Origin of the sequence: Burkholderia sp. IDO3, assembly GCF_003366075.1 — a bacterium.
Taxonomy (GTDB): Bacteria; Pseudomonadota; Gammaproteobacteria; order Burkholderiales; family Burkholderiaceae; genus Burkholderia; species Burkholderia anthina.
In genome coordinates this window covers 2,978,541-2,995,965 of the sequence record NZ_CP028962.1, presented here as the reverse complement: position 1 = coordinate 2,995,965, position 17,425 = coordinate 2,978,541, and the positions used below count along the sequence as shown (strand labels likewise).

Sequence of the window (17,425 nt, the reverse complement as noted above, 5' to 3'; positions counted from 1 at the left end):
GGGCGCGGCGGCCGCGCCCAAACGTCGTTCCGTCACCACCTGAGCCTATACTTTCGGGATAGCGTGTGCGGCCGTGCCGGTTTCCGGGGCGGCCCGGCATCCATTCCCGAGGCACCCCAGCATGGCAAGCGCAGACAAAGAAACCGTACCCTCGACCCTCCATGCCCTCGGCGGCATTGCACGCTCGCGCCGGACCCGGCGTATCGGCCTCGGCGTGCTGATCTTCCTCGTTTTGTTCGGACTGCTCGGGTTCTTCGCGGCGCCGCCGCTGATCCGGCACATCGCCGAACAGCAGCTGAGCCAGCAGCTCGACCGGCCGGCCACCGTCCAGCGCATCGCGCTGAACCCGTACACGCTGAACCTCGAAGCCGACGGCGTCCACATCGGCGAGCGCGGCGGCCAGGGCGACTTCATCGACATCGGCAAGCTCGTCGTGCGGCCGTCGTGGTCGTCGCTGTTCCGCGGCGCGCCGATCGTCAACGAAGTGCGGGTCGACTCGCCGCGCTTTCATATCGTCCGCTACGACGCACAGCGCTTCAACTTCACCGACCTGATCGAGAAGTTCTCGACGCCGTCCAAACCTGACAGCAAGCCTACGCATTTCTCGGTATCGAACATCCAGGTCAACGACGGCCGGATCGACTTCGACGATCGTCTGCTGAAAGAAAAGCACGTGGTCGACAACTGGGCGCTCGGGATCCCGTTCATCGCGACGCTGCCGTCGAAGACCGACATCTTCGTGCAGCCGAAGCTGCGCGCGCGGTTCGACGGCAGCCCGATCGCGATCGACGGCAAGACCAAGCCGTTCGCGCAGTCGCGCGAATCCGAAGTCGCGCTGAAGTTCGACCGGCTCGACGTGCCGAAGCTGATTTCATACGCGCCGTCGAAGCTGCCGGTGATCGTGACGAGCGGCCTGCTGAGCAGCGACCTCACGCTGAACTTCGTGATGAGCGGCGATTCGCCCGCGCTGCGCGTGTCGGGCACCGTCGACCTGAACGACGCGAAGGTCACCGGCCCGGCGTCCGAGCCGCTGTTCGCCGCGCGCGGCGTGCACGTCGCGGCGGCCAGCCTCGAGCCGCTGCGCAACGTGCTGCATTTCGACGAGATCCGGATCGACCAGCCGGTCGTCGACCTGTCGCGCGACAAGCAGGGCGTGCTGAACGTCGAGAAGCTCGCCGGCCAGCCCACCGCCGCGCCGGAGGCCGCCGCGGCCAAACCGGCTGCATCGGGCGCATCGGGCGCCGCCACCGCCGCCGCTGCGGCAAGCGGCGCGAAGGCCGGGGCCGCCGCGAAGGAAGCGCCGCCGCTGGATCTCACGATCCGCCATTTCGCGATCGACGACGGCACGATCAACGTCGACGACCGCGTGCCGGCGACGCCGACCGCGATGTCGCTGACCAAGCTTGCCGCGACGCTCGACGGCTTCACGCTGCAGGGCAAGACGCCCGCGAAGTACACGCTGTCGACGTCGCTGTCGCATGGCGGCGACGTGAAGGCCGAAGGCGCGCTCAACCTGGCGGCGAAGCAGGCCGACACGAAGCTGACGCTCGATGCGCTCGCGCTGCCGGCGTTCCAGCCGTACCTCGGCGAGACGACCCGTGCGCGCGTGCTCGACGGCACGCTCGGCGCGAGCGTCAACGCGAAGGCCGACTGGGGCAAGACGCCGCTCGACGCGCAGGTCGCCGACAGCACGGTGAGCCTGAAGTCGCTGAAGCTCGCGACGCCGGACGCGAAGGCGCCCGCGATCGCGCTGTCGGAGGCGACCGCGACGATCGCGAAGATCGACGTCGCCGCGCGCAGCGCGGAACTCGCGAGCGTGGATGCGACCGGGCTCGGGCTCGACGTGAAGCGCCTGAAGGACGGCAAGATCGATCTCGCGGCGCTGGCCGAACCCGCGCAGGCATCGGTGCCCAAGCGCACGGTCGCGCGCAAGGCCGAAGCGGCCGCGCCGTCCTGGCATTACCGGATCGACGCGCTGAACGTGAAGGATTCGTCCGCGAACTTCACCGACCTGTCGACGCCGCATCCGGTGAAGCTCGCGATCAAGCCGCTCGACCTGTCGGTGCAGAAGATCAGCGACGACATGACGAAGCCGCTGCCGGTGCAGTTGAAGGCGACGCTGAACCGCAAGGGCTCGCTGAACGTGTCGGGCGACGTGACCGCGCAGCCGCTGAAGCTCGGCCTGAAGATCAACGGCAACCGTCTCGACGCGGCCGCGTTCGAGCCGTATTTCGGCAGCGCGCTGAACGCGACCATCGCGAGCGCGCTGCTCGACGCGCAGGGCAACCTGACGTTCGCGCAGGTGAAGGACGCGCCGCGCGCGACCTATCGCGGCGACGTCGCGCTGGTCGACGTGCGGATGCTCGACAAGGCGACCTCCGACCCGTTCGCGGGCTGGCGCTCGCTCGCGCTGTCGAACCTGAAGGTGCGCTACGACGAGAAGGGCACCGACGTCGACGCGGCGCGCGTGACGTTCTCGAACTTCTACGGCCGCGTGCTGCTCGACGCGCAGGGGCGCCTGAACTTGAAGGACGTCGTCGCGCAGCAGTCGGGCCCGGCGCAGTCGCTCACGCGCGATGCGAGCAAGACCGAACCGGTGCCGCTGTCGCCGGGCATGACGCCGCCGGCGGTTGCCCAGGCTGCGTCGGCCGCATCGGCCGCGGTAGCGCAGCAGGCGTCCGCGCCGGCCGCCGCGTCGGCGACGGTGGTCGTGAAGGCCGCGACGCCGCCGCAGAATCCGGTGCGCATGCATTTCGGCCAGCTCGTGCTGCAGAACGGCCGCGTGACCTACACCGACAACTTCATCAAGCCGAACTACACGGCGAACCTCGTTGCGATCAAGGGCACGGTCGGCGCGTTCGGCACGGACTCGACGACGTCCGCGCCGGTCGATGTCGCCGCGAATCTTTCGGGTAACGGGCCGATCTCGATCAAGGGTTCGGTGAACCCGCTGATCGAGAAGCCGGCGCTGGACCTGACGGCGACCGCGCACGACATCGAGCTGACCAACCTGACGCCGTACTCGGCGAAGTACGCCGGCTACCCGATCACGAAGGGCAAGCTCAACGTCGACCTGCATTACCAGCTCGCGAACGACCAGTTGTCGGCGAACAACCACATCTTCATCGACCAGCTCACGTTCGGCGATCACATCGACAACGACACGGCGACCAAGCTGCCGGTGAAGCTCGCGATTTCGCTGCTGAAGAACACGCGCGGCCAGATCGACGTGAACCTGCCGGTGTCGGGCTCGCTGTCGAATCCGGAATTCAGCGTCGGTGGCCTCATCTGGCACGCGGTGCTGAACCTGATCGCGAAGGCCGTCACGTCGCCGTTCACGCTGCTCGCGAATGCGTTCGGCAGCGGCGGTGCGGATCTCGGCTACGTCGAGTTCGCGCCGGGCTCGTACGAGCTGACCGATGCGCAGCAGAAGAAGCTCGATACCGTCGTGAAGATGCTGACCGAGAAGCCGTCGATCCGGCTGGACCTGATCGGCCGCGTCGATCCGGCCAAGGACACGCCGGGGCTGCGCGAAACGTACGTCGATCGCCTGGTGCGCCAGCAGAAGCTGAAGGACGTGGTCGGCCAGGGCGAGAGCGTCGACCCGATGTCGGTGAAGGTCGATCCGTCCGAGTACGGCAAGTACCTGACGCGCGCGTACAAGGCCGCCGACTTCAAGAAGCCGCGCAACCTGATCGGCATGCAGAAGACGCTGCCCGATGCGGACATGAAGAAGGCGCTCGCCGATCACGCACCGGCCGACGACAACGCGCTGCGCGCGCTCGCGCAGCAGCGCGCGGAGGCCGTGCGTCAGTACCTCGACGGCAAGATCGATGCGAGCCGCATGTTCATCGTGGCGCCGAAGCTCGACGCGAAGGGCATCGACGACAAGGGCGCGACGACGCGCGTCGACTTCGGGCTCCAGTAAGCCGCGCCCGGTACGACCCCGCCATCCGCCCTTCGCCGCCGCCGCGTCCGCACATCCAGCGGGCGCGGCGGCGCGTTTCGTTTCAGCGCGCGGCGATCGCCGGTTCGCGCTTGTCCAGTTCCTTCCTCGCGGCCAGCGGCAGCCGGGCATCGTCCCACTGCGCGAGCCATTCGACTTCCTTTGCGGTGAATACGGATCCGTGGTTGCGCAACGCGTACTGCAGCGCGTCGACAACGTGATGGCGAATGATCTCCGGCGTCCGTGCATCGTCCAGCACGAACCGTAGCGCTTCCAGGGTCGACATACTCGGCTCCGGGTCAGGGAAAACCCTTTATCGCATGCCAATAGTCGCGCGCCAACCCCGAAAAAAAATCTCGCGGCGGGGCCGCGACGCGCACCGTGCGCCGGCCCGGCGCGGATGTCGGGCACGCACGTCGCAGCGTGCGCCGGGTCACCTTGGCTTCGTGTCGCTTGCGATTGGTTACGTTTGATAGAAAACAGAAAGCCCCGCTTCATGCGAGCGCCCTACGGCGCGGCGATATTTTGCGCGCCTGATGGCAGGGCATGCAATTCAACGTCAATCGATGAGGTGGGGTGATGATGTCTTTCCTTGGTAAGCAGCGGAAGGTTGCGGCAATGGTGGCGGGCGCGCTGGCGCTCGCAAGCGCGGGCGCCTACGCGGCGCAGCAGGACGGCAACGGTCAGGGCAACGACGCCGGCCACGGCCGGCGCGTCGTGAAGCACGTGTTGCTGCTCAGCATCGACGGCCTGCACGAGCAGGATCTCGCGCGCTGCATCGGCGCGAACACGTGTCCGAACATCGCGGTGCTCGCGCAAAGCGGCGTCACGTACACGAACGCGTATACGCCCGGTCTGTCCGATTCGTTCCCGGGGCTCGCGGCGCTCGTGACGGGTGGCTCGCCGAAGACGGCCGGCCTGTTCTACGACGTGTCGTACGACCGCAACCTGTACGCGCCGAGCGACACGACGTGTTCGGGCAAGCAGGGCTGGAACGTCGTGTTCGACGAGACGACGGGCATCGATGCCGAGAACGGCGGCGCGCTCGTCCACCTCGACGGCGGCGGCGCGTTCAACCCGCAGGCGATCCCGAACGCGAAGGTCAACGGCAAGTGCGCGCCGGTCTATCCGCACAACTACGTGAAGACCAATACGGTGTTCGAGGCCGTGAAGGCCGGCGTCCCGAACGCGTACACCGCGTGGGCCGACAAGCACGCATGGGGCTACGACTGGCTGAACGGGCCGTCGGGCACCGGCGTCGACGATCTCGCTCGCACCGAGATCAATTCGATCGACCCGGCCACGGGCACGAACTACACGGACGTCTATTCGCACACCGCGCGCTTCGACAACCTGCACGTACAGGCGCTGATCAACCAGATCGATGGCCGCGATTCGACGGGCACGAAGAGCGCGCCGGTGCCGACGCTGTTCGGCGCCGACTTCCAGACGCTCAGCGTCGCGCAGAAGGCGACGGTCGCGACGGGCGGCGGCTATCTCGACGCGAACTTCACGCCGAACGGGCAGGTCGCGAACGCGATCACGTACGTCGACAACTCGATCGGCTATATCGTCGCGGCGTTGAAGCGGGCCAACCTGTATTCGTCGACGGCGGTGATCGTCACGTCGAAGCATGGCCAGTCGCCGACCGATCACACGAAGCTCGTGAAGAACGGCGACACGCTGACGAAGCTGCTCGAAGCGAACAACTACCTCGACCCGAACGGCAACTTCGGCCAGAACAACACGAAGACGGGCAACCTGAACGACGGCTCCGGCCTCGTCGGCACGGGCTTCGCGCAGACCGACGACGTCGGCCTGATCTGGCTGCGCGACCGCAACCAGCGCACGGCCGTGGTGCAGACGCTGAAGGCGAACCTGAGCTGCAACGCGCCGGGGATCTGCGCGGACGGCGCGCAGGCCTACATCCTGTACGGCGCGGCGCTGGCCGACCGGTTCGGCGATCCGGCCAACGGCCGTACGCCGGACATCATCGTGCAGCCGAATCCGGGCGTGATCTACACGTCGAGCAAGACGAAGGACGAGGAGCACGGCGGCAACGCGCCGGACGACAGCCACCTCGGCCTGCTCGTGTCGTATCCGGGGCTGCATCGCGCGCGCACCGTGACCGATGTGGTCGGCACGAAGCAGGTCGCGCCGACGATCCTCGGGCTGCTCGGCGCCGAACCGCGCCTGCTGAACGCGGTCGTGGCCGAGAACACGCGCGTGCTGCCGGGGCTCGGTATCGAGCGTTGAGCGCGGGGAGCGGGATGGTCGCGCCCACGGCATGACGCGGGCGCGGGCGGCGCCGGGCGGATGACGGCGCCGCGCTGCCGGAGCACGGGTTGAATTCGGGCGCGTGCGCCGGCATATTCGCCACGTATCGCCCGTTCAACGACGCACCGAGAGGATCGTTCATGCGCCTGCTGCTTGCCCTGCTGTTGCCGTGGTTCCAGTTCTTCACGATCGGCCGGCCGATCGCCGGGATCATCTGCCTGATCCTGCAACTCACGATCATCGGCTGGCTGCCGGCGGCGATCTGGTCGGTGTATGCGCTGAGCCAGTACAAGACCGATCGCAAGATCGAGTCGGCGCTGCGCGAGCGGCGGTAGGCGGGGGCGCCACGCCAGCCGAACGGCGGGGTTTCCATTTCGGTAGAAATTTATATAATTTACGGATGTTCAGTGATGTAATTTGTATAGATTTTTGCTCAAATGACAGCTTCCTGCACGATCCAGCTTCACGCCGACGGTGTCTGGCGTGACGTCGGCGGCGTCACCTTGTTCGGAGAACCGGACGAAGGGTGGCGCGGCCGCGCCTACGCGGGCTACGACATCGAATGGATCGTTCGTCATCAGTTCGCCCGCGACGCGCGCGCGATATCGTGCCCTTTCCGGTCGACCTCGAGCCGCTGGTGACGTCCCATTGGCCCGTGTTCCTGATCGATTTGCTGCCGCAAGGGTTCGGCCGGCGGGAACTGCTGCGTCGACTCGATCTTCCCGAAACGGCGGAGGCGCGCGCCGACTGGGCGTTGCTGCTCACGGGAGCCGGAAACTCGATCGGCAACTTGCGGATCAAGGAAGCCGCGCAGTGGCTCGCGGAGCGCGGAGGACCGCGGCAAGGATTTACGGACGACGATGTTGCCGCACGCGGTGACGCATTCAGCGAATATCTCGCCGAGCACGGATTTTTCGTGGCGGGTTCCTCGGGCGTGCAGGGCGAGTGGCCGAAGCTGTTGCTGACTCGCGCCGACGACGGATTGCTTTATCTCGATCACACGTTGCCCGACGAGCGCGCGGTCGAGCATTACATCGTCAAGTTCGGACGCGGCACGAACGAGCGCCTTGCACAGATCCTGCGGCATGAAGCGCCGTACATGGCATTGGCTCGGCGTCTTGGCTTGCGTGTGCATGCGCCGCTGATGCTGCGGGATCGGTCGCTGTTCATCCCGCGGTTCGATCGCGCGCGACGCGCCGGCAATGTCGTTCGGTTTGGCCAGGAGAGCATCGCTTCGCTCACGGGCAAGGCCGGCTTCGGTGTCGTGCCGAGTCACGACGAAGTGTGCCGGCACCTCGTGCGTCGATGCACGGATCCTCAATCCGAGGTGGCCGAATATCTGTGTCGCGATGTGGCAAACCTTGCGCTCGGCAACAAGGACAATCATGCGCGCAACACGGCCGTGCAACGAGACTTCGACGGACGTGTCGCGCTGACGCCGCTATACGATTTCGCGCCGATGTATCTTCATCCGGACGGCATTGCGCGCTGCATTCGTTGGGAAGGCAATGACGATGGCCGACCGGACTGGGCGCGGGTACTCGATGCCGTTGTCCGGGCAAGCGAACCGCAGGCGGGGGACACGCATGTCGCGCTGGATCGTCACGCATTGCAGACACGCCTGCATGCGATGGCGCCGCATTTGCAGGAGATCGCCGATCACGGTGTCGATCTCGGTCTGGAACACGACGTGCATGCCTTTCTGAAACCCGGTCTCGAGCGTCTTGCTCGCGAGTTGGACAGGCTGCGCTAGCACGGACGCGACACCATGGACAAACGCTACAACGCGATGTCGCTTCCCGAACAGCTTGCGCTGCGGCGCCAGGCGATCGAAGACGTTCTCGCGCATCCCGAATGGCCGTTGCACGAGTCGGTGCGTCATCTGAAGAAGACGATGCGGCTGACGAGCGCCGAAATGGCCAAGCTCGCCGGCGTATCGACGAAGACGATTCAGGATATCGAACAGGGTCGCAGCGACGGAACGGTCCAGACGATGAACCGCATATTCGGCATGCTGGGATTGAAGCTTGGTGTCGTGCGGCGCGCGCCGCAATAGCCGGTACTGGCGCGGCGGGGAGGCGGCGCACCCGTCGGGCGATCGACGGATGCGCGCACATCTGGATGGAAAGCCGGCCGCGCGGCCTACTTCACCGCAAACAGCGTCAGGTTCATGAAGATCTTGAACGCATAGCCGAGCGTGACGGCGCCGAGCACGCCGCCCGCCCACAGGACGACGAACCACATCCAGCCGCGCATTTTCGGGCGCGGGGCGCCGGGCTGGCCGGCGGCGGAATCAGTGGTGGTAGTAATGCTGGTCTTCATGGCGCACCTTGCCTCGGAATACCCAGTAACCCATCGTCGTGTAGGCGATGATGATCGGAAGGATAACCGCAGCGCCGACCAGCGTGAAGGTCTGGCTCGAACGCGGCGCGGCCGCTTCCCAGATCGTCATCGTCTGCGGAATCGCATACGGGAACAGCGTGACGAGCAGGCCGACGTAGCCCAGCAGCACGAGCGCCAGCGCGAGCACGAACGGCGTCATGTCGTGCCGGTCGCGCACCGCGCGGCGCATCCACACCGCGCATCCGGCGACCAGGAACGGCACCGGCAGCAGGCGCCAGAACAGCCCCGAATCGAACCAGCGCTGCGCGATGGCCGGATCCTGCAGCGGGGTCCACAGGCTGATCACCGCGATGAAGCCGAGCAGCACGACGGTCAGCGGCCACACCACGCGATGCAGGCGGCGCTGCACGTCGCCTTCGGTCTTCGCGACGAGCCAGCAGCAGCCGAGCAGCGCATACGTGACGATCAGGCCGAGGCCCGTCAGCAGGCTGAACGGCGTGAGCCAGTCGAACGCGCCGCCGGCATACACGCCGTCCTTCACGTCGATGCCCTGCAGGAACGCGCCGAGCGCGATCCCCTGGAACAGCGTCGCGCCGGCCGAGCCGCCGATGAACGCGAGATCCCACAGCTGCTTCGTGCGGCGCGCCTTCGCGCGGATCTCGAACGACACGCCGCGGAAGATCAGGCACACCAGCATGAAGATCAGCGGCAGATACAGCGCCGACAGCACCGTCGAATAGACGATCGGGAACACCGCGTACAGCCCGGCGCCGCCGAGCACGAGCCACGTTTCGTTGCCGTCCCACACGGGCGCGACGGTGTTCATCATCAGGTCGCGTTCCTTCTCGTCCGGGAAGAACGGGAAGACGATGCCGATGCCGAGGTCGAAGCCGTCGAGCACGACGTACATGAAGAGCCCCAATGCGATGATCGCGGCCCAGATTACGGTGACGTCCATAGGTTTTCTCGTATGCGGAATGGATGGGCTCAGACGGTCTCGATCAGCTCGTCGACGGCCGACAGCGGGCGGCGCGCGGTGTGATCGGGGCGCGTGTCCGGCAGGTCGTGTTTCGGGTCGTGCGGCGCGTCGGGCAGCGCGGGGCCGGCCTTCATCAGCTTCAGCATGTAGTACACGCCGGTGCCGAACACGAGGAAGTACACGATCACAAACGTCATCATCGACAGGCTGACCTGCTGCACCGACAGCGGCGACACGGCCTGCGCGGTGCGCATCACGCCATACACGACCCACGGCTGGCGGCCGGCTTCGGTCGTCACCCAGCCCGCGAGCAGCGACACGAAACCGGTCGGGCCCATCACGAGCGCGAAGCGCTGGAACCATTTCGATTCATACAGGCTGCCGCGGCGGCGCAGCAGCCACGCGAGCGCGGCCAGGCCGATCATCGCGAAGCCGAGGCCGACCATGATCCGGAAGCTCCAGAACACGATCGTCGAGTTCGGGCGGTCCTGCGGCGGGAAATCCTTCAGCCCGCGGATCTCGCCGTCCCAGCTGTGCGTGAGGATCAGGCTGCCGAGGTGCGGCACCTTCACCGCGTAGCGCGTGGTTTCCGCCTTCATGTCCGGAATGCCGAACAGGTTGAGCGCGGTGCCGCCCTTCTCGGTGTCCCACAGCCCTTCGATCGCGGCGATCTTCGCGGGCTGGTGCTTCAGCGTGTTGATGCCGTGCTGGTCGCCGATCACGGCCTGCAGCGGCGCGAGCACGAGCAGCAGCCACAGCGCCATCGAGAACATCTTCTTCACGCCCTTGTCGCGGCGGCCCTTCAGCAGGTGCCATGCGCCGGTCGCGGCCACCACCAGCGCGGCGACGATGAACGCGGCGATCGCCATGTGGAACAGGCGGTACGGGAACGACGGGTTGAAGATGATCGCGAACCAGTCGGTCGGCACGACGCGGCCGTCGACGATCTCGAAGCCCTGCGGCGTCTGCATCCAGCTGTTCGACGCGAGGATCCAGAACGTCGAGATCAGCGTGCCGACGGCGACCATCAGCGTCGCGCCGAAGTGCGCGCGCGGGCTCACGCGATTCCAGCCGAACAGCATGATGCCGAGGAAGCCGGCTTCGAGGAAGAACGCGGTCATCACCTCGTACATCAGCAGCGGGCCGGTGACGGAGCCGGCGAAGCTCGAGAAGCCCGACCAGTTGGTGCCGAACTGATAGCTCATCACGACGCCGGAGACGACGCCCATCCCGAACGCGACCGCGAAGATCTTCGACCAGAACAGGCACAGCGTTTTGTAGTACTGCTTGCCGGTCTTCAGCCAGCGATATTCGAGCACGGCGATGAAGCTGGCGAGGCCGATGCTCAGCGCCGGGAAGACGATGTGAAAGGAGACGGTGAACGCGAATTGCAGGCGGGCCAGATCGAAGGCCGAAAATGCGGTGTCCATACCAGTTGACCGAGGCTGACGATACCCGCCGGCGGGTGCCGGCGGACCCCGGCCGACGGGGCATCGGGGTTGGCTGGAGTATGGGTCGCGATGGTGCGCCGCGAAATGTGCCAACTCGTCGCAGATGTCCAGACTGCCGCGGGCTATTTCGGGATAAATCGTTGATTCGTATCAAGAACGCGGTGCGCGACGCGCGCGGCCGCGGCGTGGCGGTCTGCCGCACGTGCGTCAATATGGCGCGTCGCATCATCGGAACGATGCGGCGTACCCGCACCCGCCGCGCGCAACGGAGCCGCACGCGGCCGGCGCGGGCCTTCGGCCCGTTCAGATCCGCGCGAATCCGTTTCCACGCATTAGCGTGTAACGCACGACGCCGTGCCGGCGGGCCGCGCGGCCCGTGTCTGTCACACGGGTAACGTCGCGCAACAATTGCGCGCGTGCCCGTAATGGATGCCGGATCGCGCGCGGCGTAGCGTTCGACGTATCGGGTTCGTATCGACGAACCGTCCTGCCGGAGAACGTGACGTGAATGGATTGAAGCTCGCGCTGGGCGCGGCCGCCGCGGTGGCCGTCGCGACGGGCGGCGTGGCGCATGCCGCCCGGGTCGGGGTCTATGTCGGCCCCGGTTACCCGTATTACTACCCCGTCGTGCCGGCGCCGTATTACTACCCGCCGCCCGTCGTCGCGGTGCCGGTCGATCCCGGCCCGCCGCCCGAGTACGTCGAGAAGGATCAGCCGCAGGCGGGCGGCGACGCGAACCTCTGGTACTACTGCGACGCGTCGCGGCATTACTACCCGTATGTGAAGACCTGCAAGTCGGGCTGGCGATCGGTGCCGGCGCGGCCGCAATGAGGGAGGCCCGACGATGAACCAGGCAATTCGATCCCTGCGTGCGCCGGCCGTGCTGGCGCTGGCCGGCCTGCTCGGCGCGTGCGCGTACATGCCGGCCGGCCCGAGCGTGATGGCGCTGCCGGGCACCGGCAAATCGTTCGACCAGTTCCGGGTCGACGACGCGAACTGCCGGCAATACGCATTCCAGCAATCGGGCGGCGTGAGCGCCGGACAGGCCTCGACCGCGAGCGCGCTCGGCAGCGCGGCCGTCGGCACCGCGCTCGGCGCGGCGGCGGGCGCGGCGTTCAACGGCGGCACCGGCGCCGCGGTCGGCGCGGGCGCCGGGCTGCTCGCGGGCAGCGTCGTGGGCGCGGGCGCCGCGCAAGGCTCGGCGTACGACATCCAGCGCCGCTACGACTATGCGTACCTGCAGTGCATGTACGCATCCGGCAACCGCGTGCCGGTGCCGGGCGGGATGAGCGGCGGATACGGCGGGCGCGCGCAGCCCTCGGCGCCGCCGATGCCGCCGGCGGGCATTCAGCCGCCGCCGCCGCGTTATTGACTGACGACGCCGCCCCGCATGCCAGCCGTGCCGGCGCGGGGCGCAGCGCAGCGGGCGTTGTCATCCCGTTCGCCGGCGGCGCGCGCTCGCGTCGCCGCTGCGCGTCGGCCCCATCGGCACGCGCCGCGCGAATTGCGTACACTCTGAGTCTCGTTTCGGCAGGGCCGGGCGCATCGGTTCCGGTCCGCGTTTACTCAGGACACGCAGATGATCGATTTACGCAGCGATACCGTGACACGTCCGAGCCAGGCGATGCTGGCCGCGATGACTGCCGCCGAAGTCGGCGACGACGTATGGGGCGACGACCCGACCGTGCTGCGCCTGCAGGCGGTGACGGCCGAGCGGGCGGGCAAGGAAGCCGGCCTGTTCTTCCCGAGCGGCACGCAGAGCAACCTGGCCGCGCTGATGGCCCATTGCGAACGCGGCGACGAATACATCGTCGGCCAGCTCGCGCACACCTACAAGTACGAAGGCGGCGGAGCGGCGGTGCTCGGCAGCATCCAGCCGCAGCCGATCGAGAACGCACCCGACGGCACGCTGCCGCTCGCGAAGATCGCCGCGGCGATCAAGCCGCTCGACAATCACTTCGCGCGCACGCGCCTGCTCGCGCTCGAAAACACGATCGGCGGCCAGGTGTTGCCCGAAGGCTACGTGCAGGAAGCCGTCGCGTTCGCGCGCGGCCGCGGGCTGGCCGCGCACCTCGACGGCGCGCGCGTGTGCAATGCGGCCGTCGCGTCGGGCCGCACGATCGCCGAGCTGTGCGCGCCCTTCGATACCGTGTCGATCTGTTTCTCGAAAGGGCTCGGCGCGCCGGTCGGTTCGGTGCTGGTCGGCAATCGCGCGCTGGTCGAGCGCGCGCAGCGCTGGCGCAAGGTGCTGGGCGGCGGGATGCGGCAGTCGGGCATTCTCGCGGCGGCCTGCCTGTATGCGCTCGACCACAACGTCGAGCGGCTCGCCGACGATCACGCGAATGCCGCGCATCTCGTGCAAGGCCTCGCGCGCATCGAGCCGGTGAAGGTGCTGTCGCACGCGACGAACATGGTGTTCGCGCAATTCCCGGAAGCCGATTGCGCGCCGCTGGAGGCATGGCTGAAGGCGCGCGGGATTCTCACGCAGATGCTGTACGCGTCGCGCTTCGTCACGCATTGCGACGTGTCGCGCGCGGACATCGATACCTTCATCGATGCGGTCGGCGCGTATTTCGCGCAGCGGCGCGCGTAACGTCCCCGACGGTGCCGTGCGCGACGCGCGGCACCTCGTTTCACGTCACGTCGGCAGCGGCGCGAGCAACCGGCGCGCCGCTTCGACGACCCGCGCGGACAGCGACGCCATCGTCGGCGATTGCACGGTCCACGCATGCCAGTAAAGCGTGATGTCGGTCGGATGCGCGGGCGCGAGATCGACGAGCCCCTGCGCGTCGAGCGGTGCGCCGCCGATCAGCGGCTCCGGCACCATCGCGTAGCCGAGCCCGTGCCGCACCGCCGCGAAATGCGCGTGCGTGCCCGGCACGTAGTGGCACGGATACGCACCTTCGGGCAATCCGAACTTCTCCTTCAGGAATGCAGACTGCAGCGTGTCGCGCCGCGAATATGCGACGACCGGCGCATCGCGCGCGCTCGTGCGATTCAGGCCGCGCGGAAACCAGCGCCCCGCGAAGGCTGCCGCCGCGAGCAGCCGGTAGCGCATCGTGCCGAGCGGTGTCGCGGCGCAGCCGCGCATCGGTTTCGGCTCGGTCGTCACGCAGCCCACGGCCATTCCGCTTTCGAGCAGCGCGAACGTATGGTCCTGATCCTCGACGATCAGCTCGAACAGGATGCGTTCGCCCGCGAGCACGGACGTCAGCGCGGGCAGGAACCAGGTGCCGAGGCTGTCGGAGTTCAGCGCGATCGTGACCGAGATCGGCGATTCGCGCTCGGTCGCGAGCGTGCTTTGCAGGTCGGCCTGCAGCAGCGCGACGCGGCGCAGGTGCTGCAGCACGCGTTGCCCGGCCACCGTCGGCCGGCACGGCCGCGTGCGCAGCACGAGCGGCGTGCCGAGGCTTGCCTCCAGCGCGCGGACCCGCTGCGTGACGGCGGACGCGGTCACGTGCAGGCGCACGGCGGCCTGCTCGAAGCTGCCCGTGTCGGCGACGGCCAGCAGCGCGGCGGCCTGCTTCGGATCGATCGTCATCGACATGTCGGCGCAATTCCTGTGAACGTAAGACGAGAACAGCCGGTAGTGTAAGGCAGCGTGCGCGACGGGCCGGGCGGCGTGCGCGTTTTGAACTACCCTGTATGAACGCGCGCCCCGCGCGGCGACGGCGCACGCGGGGCCGGCCGCGCAACCGCCACGCCCAGCCGACGGAGCCACTTCGCGATGATCTTCCGGCAACTCTTCGACCCGCAATCGTCGACCTACACGTATCTGCTCGCCGACCGCGCGTCGCGCGAAGCGCTGTTGATCGACCCGGTATTCGAGCAGGTGCGCCGCGATGCGGCATTGCTCGACGAACTGGGCCTGCGGCTCGTCGCGACGATCGACACGCACGTGCATGCCGATCACGTGACGGGCGCGTGGCTGCTCAAGCAGCGCACCGGCAGCGCGATCTCGATCTCGGCCGCGAGCGGCGCGCAGGGCGCGGACCGCTACCTGAACGACGGGGACCGCTGCACGTTCGGCACGCGCTACCTGACCGTGCGCGCGACGCCGGGCCACACGAGCGGCTGCATCAGCCTCGTGCTCGACGACGAATCGATGGCGTTTACCGGCGACTGCCTGCTGATTCGCGGCACCGGCCGCACCGACTTCCAGCAGGGCGACCCGCGCGCGCTGTATCGCGCGGTGCACGGCCGGCTCTTCACGCTGCCGGCGGCGTGCCTGCTGTATCCGGCGCACGACTATCGCGGGCTGACGGTGACGAGCGTCGGCGAGGAGCGGCGCTTCAATCCGCGCCTGGGCGGCGATCTCAGCGAAGACGATTTCGCCGGCTACATGCGCAACCTCGGGCTCGCGCATCCGCGTCAGATCGACGTCGCGGTGCCCGCGAACCTGCAGTGCGGCGTGGCCGAGAACGCACCCGCCGCGCAGCAATCGGCCGACTGGGCGCCGCTCGTCTATACGTTCGCCGGGTTCTGGGAAATCGATCCGCAGTGGCTCGAGGATCATCTGCCGGCCGTGCAGATCGTCGACGTGCGCGAGCCGGACGAATTCACCGGCCCGCTCGGCCACCTGCCCGGCGCGACGCCGATTCCGCTCGGCGAGCTGGCCGCGCGCACCGGCGAGCTCGCGCGCGACCGGCCGATCGTGACCGTATGCCGCGCCGGCGGCCGCTCCGCGCAGGCGACCGTGATCCTGCTGAAAGCCGGCTTCGATGCCGTCGCGAATCTGGGCGGCGGGATGCTGCGCTGGCGCGGCGAAGGGCGCGTCGTGAAGGACGGCCGGTCGTAGCGGTGCGGTGCCGCGCGCCGGAGAAAAGATGATCGGAACGATGTCGAATCGGGCGGGTGCCGCTCGTCGTCAAGGTATCCGATCACGTGGCGCTGCACGACGCGGCGCCGAAACCCGGGAGACCATGCGATGACGCCGACGCTTTACGCCCATCCCTTTTCGTCCTACTGCCAGAAAGTGCTGACCGCGCTATACGAGAACGGCACGCCGTTCGAATATCGCGTGCTCGCGCACGACGATCCGAAGCCGATGCAGGAATTGGCCGCGCTCTGGCCGATGAAGCGCTTCCCGGTGCTCGTCGACGCGGGGCGCACCGTGTTCGAGGCCACCATCATCATCGAGTATCTCGGCCTCGCTCATCCGGGCCCCGTGCGCCTGTTGCCCGACGATCCGCGCGCGGCACTCGAGGCGCGCATGATGGATCGCTTCTTCGACAACTACGTGTCGACGCCGCAGCAGAAGGTGGTGTACGACGCGCTGCGGCCGGCGCACGAGCGCGATGCGCGCGGCGTCGCCGATGCACGCGCGATGCTCGACACGTCGTACGCGTGGCTCGACCGGAAGATGGCCGATCGCGAATGGGCGGCCGGCGACCGCTTCAGCCTCGCCGACTGCGGCGCGGCCCCGTTCCTGTTCTACGCGGACTGGACCCACCGGATCGATCCGTCGTTCGCGAACGTGATCGCGTATCGCAGGCGCTTGCTTGCGCGGCCGTCGTTTGCGCGGGCGGTCGACGAGGCGCGGCCGTATCGTTCGTTCTTTCCGCTCGGCGCGCCCGATCGCGACTGACGTGCGCGGCCAGGGGCGCGGCGGCACGCGCACCGCGCGACGTCGCCGCGCTGGGCCGGCAGCGGGTACGGGTGCGTCGTGACCACAGGAGCGGAAGCATGGCGGCGCCTTCCCGTTACATCGTCGTGTGCTTGACCGACTGCGCGAGCGTCAGCAGTTCGTCGAACTGCGTGATCAGCTCGAAGCACAGCAGGAACGCGAGCGTGTAGGCCGGCGCGGGGAAGCGCCGGATCGCCTCCAGCACCTGCGGCGCGAAGCGCGAGCGAATGGCGTCGCGCGTCAGCAGCCATGCGATCGCGATGCCGATCGCGGCACCGGCGATCAGGTCGGTCGGATAGTGATAGCCGAGATACGCGCGCGGCACGCAGATGAACACGGCCGCATACAGCAGCGCGAGCACGCCGACGCGACGCGTGATGATGAAGATCCCGGCCGCGATCGCCATCCACAGCATCGCGTGATCGCTCGGAAACGAGCTCCATGTCTGCAGCGTCGCGGTACGCAGCCCCGCGGTCGGAAAGTGCAGGTGCAGATCGGGGTTGTAGATCGGCCGCACACGGAACGGCAGCACCTTGGCGAGCAGGCGGCCGAATGCGAGCGCGGCGAGCCCGCTCGCGACCGTCGCGACGACCAGCTCGCGTTGCCGCTCGCGGTGCGGCCCCGGCTGGAACCACAGCCAGCACAGCACGGGAATGAGCACGAAGCCCTTGAACGTGTAGAGGCCGGCGATCACGCGGATCGCGTGATTCATCAGCGGGCTGAGCGTGATGCGGGTCAGGAAGATCTGGATCGTGGTGTCGAAATTATTCATGTTCTGCGACGCCGGCGGACGCGCGGCGCAT

At 67.8% G+C, this 17,425-nt stretch carries 16 protein-coding genes; 10 read left to right on the top strand and 6 right to left on the bottom strand.

Annotation, left to right across the window (positions count from 1 at the left end):
- The first annotated feature begins 121 nt into the window (after positions 1 to 121).
- On the top strand, positions 122 to 3,928 hold the full coding sequence (locus tag DCN14_RS13745; RefSeq protein ID WP_096507794.1) for a DUF748 domain-containing protein: 3,807 nt from the start codon (positions 122 to 124) through the stop codon (positions 3,926 to 3,928).
- An 82-nt stretch (positions 3,929 to 4,010) separates the two neighbouring features.
- On the opposite strand, the gene DCN14_RS13740 is transcribed toward DCN14_RS13745, so the two are convergent.
- A complete protein-coding gene (locus tag DCN14_RS13740; protein WP_096507793.1) occupies positions 4,011 to 4,232 on the bottom strand; it encodes a hypothetical protein in 222 nt (73 codons plus the stop codon).
- A gap of 293 nt (positions 4,233 to 4,525) precedes the next feature.
- On the opposite strand from DCN14_RS13740, the gene DCN14_RS13730 reads away from it, so the two are divergent.
- The 4 genes from DCN14_RS13730 (at position 4,526) to DCN14_RS13715 (ending at position 8,279) form a co-directional block, all read left to right on the top strand.
- Complete coding sequence (locus tag DCN14_RS13730; protein ID WP_096507792.1) at positions 4,526 to 6,202, top strand: alkaline phosphatase family protein; 1,677 nt, start codon at positions 4,526 to 4,528, stop codon at positions 6,200 to 6,202.
- A 161-nt stretch (positions 6,203 to 6,363) separates the two neighbouring features.
- The gene (locus DCN14_RS13725) at positions 6,364 to 6,558 is read left to right on the top strand and encodes a YqaE/Pmp3 family membrane protein (RefSeq protein WP_096507872.1); all 195 of its coding nucleotides are present in this window, start codon (positions 6,364 to 6,366) and stop codon (positions 6,556 to 6,558) included.
- Positions 6,559 to 6,785: 227 nt separating this feature from the next.
- Positions 6,786 to 7,976 carry a HipA domain-containing protein gene (locus DCN14_RS13720; protein ID WP_240327219.1) on the top strand — a complete coding sequence of 397 codons (1,191 nt, stop codon included), beginning with the start codon at positions 6,786 to 6,788 and terminating at the stop codon, positions 7,974 to 7,976.
- Between the two features lie 15 nt (positions 7,977 to 7,991).
- Positions 7,992 to 8,279: a helix-turn-helix domain-containing protein gene (locus DCN14_RS13715; protein ID WP_096507791.1), complete on the top strand. Its 288-nt coding sequence runs from the start codon at positions 7,992 to 7,994 to the stop codon at positions 8,277 to 8,279.
- An 86-nt stretch (positions 8,280 to 8,365) separates the two neighbouring features.
- Here the strand turns inward: DCN14_RS13715 and DCN14_RS13710 are convergent, their stop codons facing one another.
- The 3 genes from DCN14_RS13710 to DCN14_RS13700 are packed head-to-tail and all read right to left on the bottom strand — an operon-like array spanning position 8,366 to position 10,975.
- A complete protein-coding gene (locus DCN14_RS13710) occupies positions 8,366 to 8,545 on the bottom strand; it encodes a hypothetical protein (protein ID WP_096507790.1) in 180 nt (59 codons plus the stop codon).
- A complete protein-coding gene (gene cydB, locus DCN14_RS13705; RefSeq protein WP_096507789.1) occupies positions 8,517 to 9,524 on the bottom strand; it encodes a cytochrome d ubiquinol oxidase subunit II in 1,008 nt (335 codons plus the stop codon). The genes DCN14_RS13710 and cydB overlap by 29 nt, the downstream gene beginning before the upstream one ends.
- A 29-nt stretch (positions 9,525 to 9,553) precedes the next feature.
- Positions 9,554 to 10,975 (bottom strand): cytochrome ubiquinol oxidase subunit I, encoded by a 1,422-nt coding sequence (locus DCN14_RS13700; RefSeq protein ID WP_096507788.1) that lies wholly within the window; start codon positions 10,973 to 10,975, stop codon positions 9,554 to 9,556.
- Positions 10,976 to 11,500: 525 nt separating this feature from the next.
- On the opposite strand from DCN14_RS13700, the gene DCN14_RS13695 reads away from it, so the two are divergent.
- The 3 genes from DCN14_RS13695 to ltaE all read left to right on the top strand — a co-directional run bounded on the left by DCN14_RS13695 (position 11,501) and on the right by ltaE (position 13,589).
- A complete protein-coding gene (locus DCN14_RS13695; RefSeq protein WP_096507787.1) occupies positions 11,501 to 11,827 on the top strand; it encodes a hypothetical protein in 327 nt (108 codons plus the stop codon).
- Positions 11,828 to 11,840: 13 nt separating this feature from the next.
- Positions 11,841 to 12,368 carry a hypothetical protein gene (locus tag DCN14_RS13690; protein WP_115531397.1) on the top strand — a complete coding sequence of 176 codons (528 nt, stop codon included), beginning with the start codon at positions 11,841 to 11,843 and terminating at the stop codon, positions 12,366 to 12,368.
- A 207-nt stretch (positions 12,369 to 12,575) separates the two neighbouring features.
- Positions 12,576 to 13,589: a low-specificity L-threonine aldolase gene (gene ltaE, locus DCN14_RS13685; RefSeq protein WP_096506503.1), complete on the top strand. Its 1,014-nt coding sequence runs from the start codon at positions 12,576 to 12,578 to the stop codon at positions 13,587 to 13,589.
- 45 nt (positions 13,590 to 13,634) lie between these two features.
- On the opposite strand, the gene DCN14_RS13680 is transcribed toward ltaE, so the two are convergent.
- Entirely contained in the window at positions 13,635 to 14,543 is a 909-nt protein-coding gene (locus tag DCN14_RS13680) for an HTH-type transcriptional regulator ArgP (protein ID WP_096506504.1), read from the bottom strand.
- A gap of 180 nt (positions 14,544 to 14,723) precedes the next feature.
- Here DCN14_RS13680 and DCN14_RS13675 point away from each other — a divergent pair, with 180 nt between their 5' ends.
- Together DCN14_RS13675 and DCN14_RS13670 are read left to right on the top strand one after the other, a co-directional pair.
- Positions 14,724 to 15,794: an MBL fold metallo-hydrolase gene (locus tag DCN14_RS13675; RefSeq protein ID WP_096506505.1), complete on the top strand. Its 1,071-nt coding sequence runs from the start codon at positions 14,724 to 14,726 to the stop codon at positions 15,792 to 15,794.
- 129 nt (positions 15,795 to 15,923) lie between these two features.
- Positions 15,924 to 16,583, top strand: coding sequence for a glutathione S-transferase family protein (locus tag DCN14_RS13670; protein ID WP_096506506.1), 660 nt, complete (start codon positions 15,924 to 15,926; stop codon positions 16,581 to 16,583).
- A gap of 115 nt (positions 16,584 to 16,698) precedes the next feature.
- Here DCN14_RS13670 and DCN14_RS13665 read toward each other — a convergent pair whose 3' ends face one another.
- Complete coding sequence (locus DCN14_RS13665; protein WP_096506645.1) at positions 16,699 to 17,394, bottom strand: phosphatase PAP2 family protein; 696 nt, start codon at positions 17,392 to 17,394, stop codon at positions 16,699 to 16,701.
- Positions 17,395 to 17,425: the final 31 nt, after the last annotated feature.

Bases quoted from the DNA above. Each gene is read 5' to 3' on its own strand.
- DCN14_RS13745 (WP_096507794.1), top strand. From the start codon at position 122: ATGGCAAGCGCAGACAAAGAAACCGTACCCTCGACCCTCCATGCCCTC.
- DCN14_RS13740 (WP_096507793.1), bottom strand. From the start codon at position 4,232: ATGTCGACCCTGGAAGCGCTACGGTTCGTGCTGGACGATGCACGGACG.
- DCN14_RS13730 (WP_096507792.1), top strand. From the start codon at position 4,526: ATGATGTCTTTCCTTGGTAAGCAGCGGAAGGTTGCGGCAATGGTGGCG.
- DCN14_RS13725 (WP_096507872.1), top strand. From the start codon at position 6,364: ATGCGCCTGCTGCTTGCCCTGCTGTTGCCGTGGTTCCAGTTCTTCACG.
- DCN14_RS13720 (WP_240327219.1), top strand. From the start codon at position 6,786: ATGGATCGTTCGTCATCAGTTCGCCCGCGACGCGCGCGCGATATCGTG.
- DCN14_RS13715 (WP_096507791.1), top strand. From the start codon at position 7,992: ATGGACAAACGCTACAACGCGATGTCGCTTCCCGAACAGCTTGCGCTG.
- DCN14_RS13710 (WP_096507790.1), bottom strand. From the start codon at position 8,545: ATGAAGACCAGCATTACTACCACCACTGATTCCGCCGCCGGCCAGCCC.
- cydB (WP_096507789.1), bottom strand. From the start codon at position 9,524: ATGGACGTCACCGTAATCTGGGCCGCGATCATCGCATTGGGGCTCTTC.
- DCN14_RS13700 (WP_096507788.1), bottom strand. From the start codon at position 10,975: ATGGACACCGCATTTTCGGCCTTCGATCTGGCCCGCCTGCAATTCGCG.
- DCN14_RS13690 (WP_115531397.1), top strand. From the start codon at position 11,841: ATGAACCAGGCAATTCGATCCCTGCGTGCGCCGGCCGTGCTGGCGCTG.
- ltaE (WP_096506503.1), top strand. From the start codon at position 12,576: ATGATCGATTTACGCAGCGATACCGTGACACGTCCGAGCCAGGCGATG.
- DCN14_RS13680 (WP_096506504.1), bottom strand. From the start codon at position 14,543: ATGTCGATGACGATCGATCCGAAGCAGGCCGCCGCGCTGCTGGCCGTC.
- DCN14_RS13675 (WP_096506505.1), top strand. From the start codon at position 14,724: ATGATCTTCCGGCAACTCTTCGACCCGCAATCGTCGACCTACACGTAT.
- DCN14_RS13670 (WP_096506506.1), top strand. From the start codon at position 15,924: ATGACGCCGACGCTTTACGCCCATCCCTTTTCGTCCTACTGCCAGAAA.
- DCN14_RS13665 (WP_096506645.1), bottom strand. From the start codon at position 17,394: ATGAATAATTTCGACACCACGATCCAGATCTTCCTGACCCGCATCACG.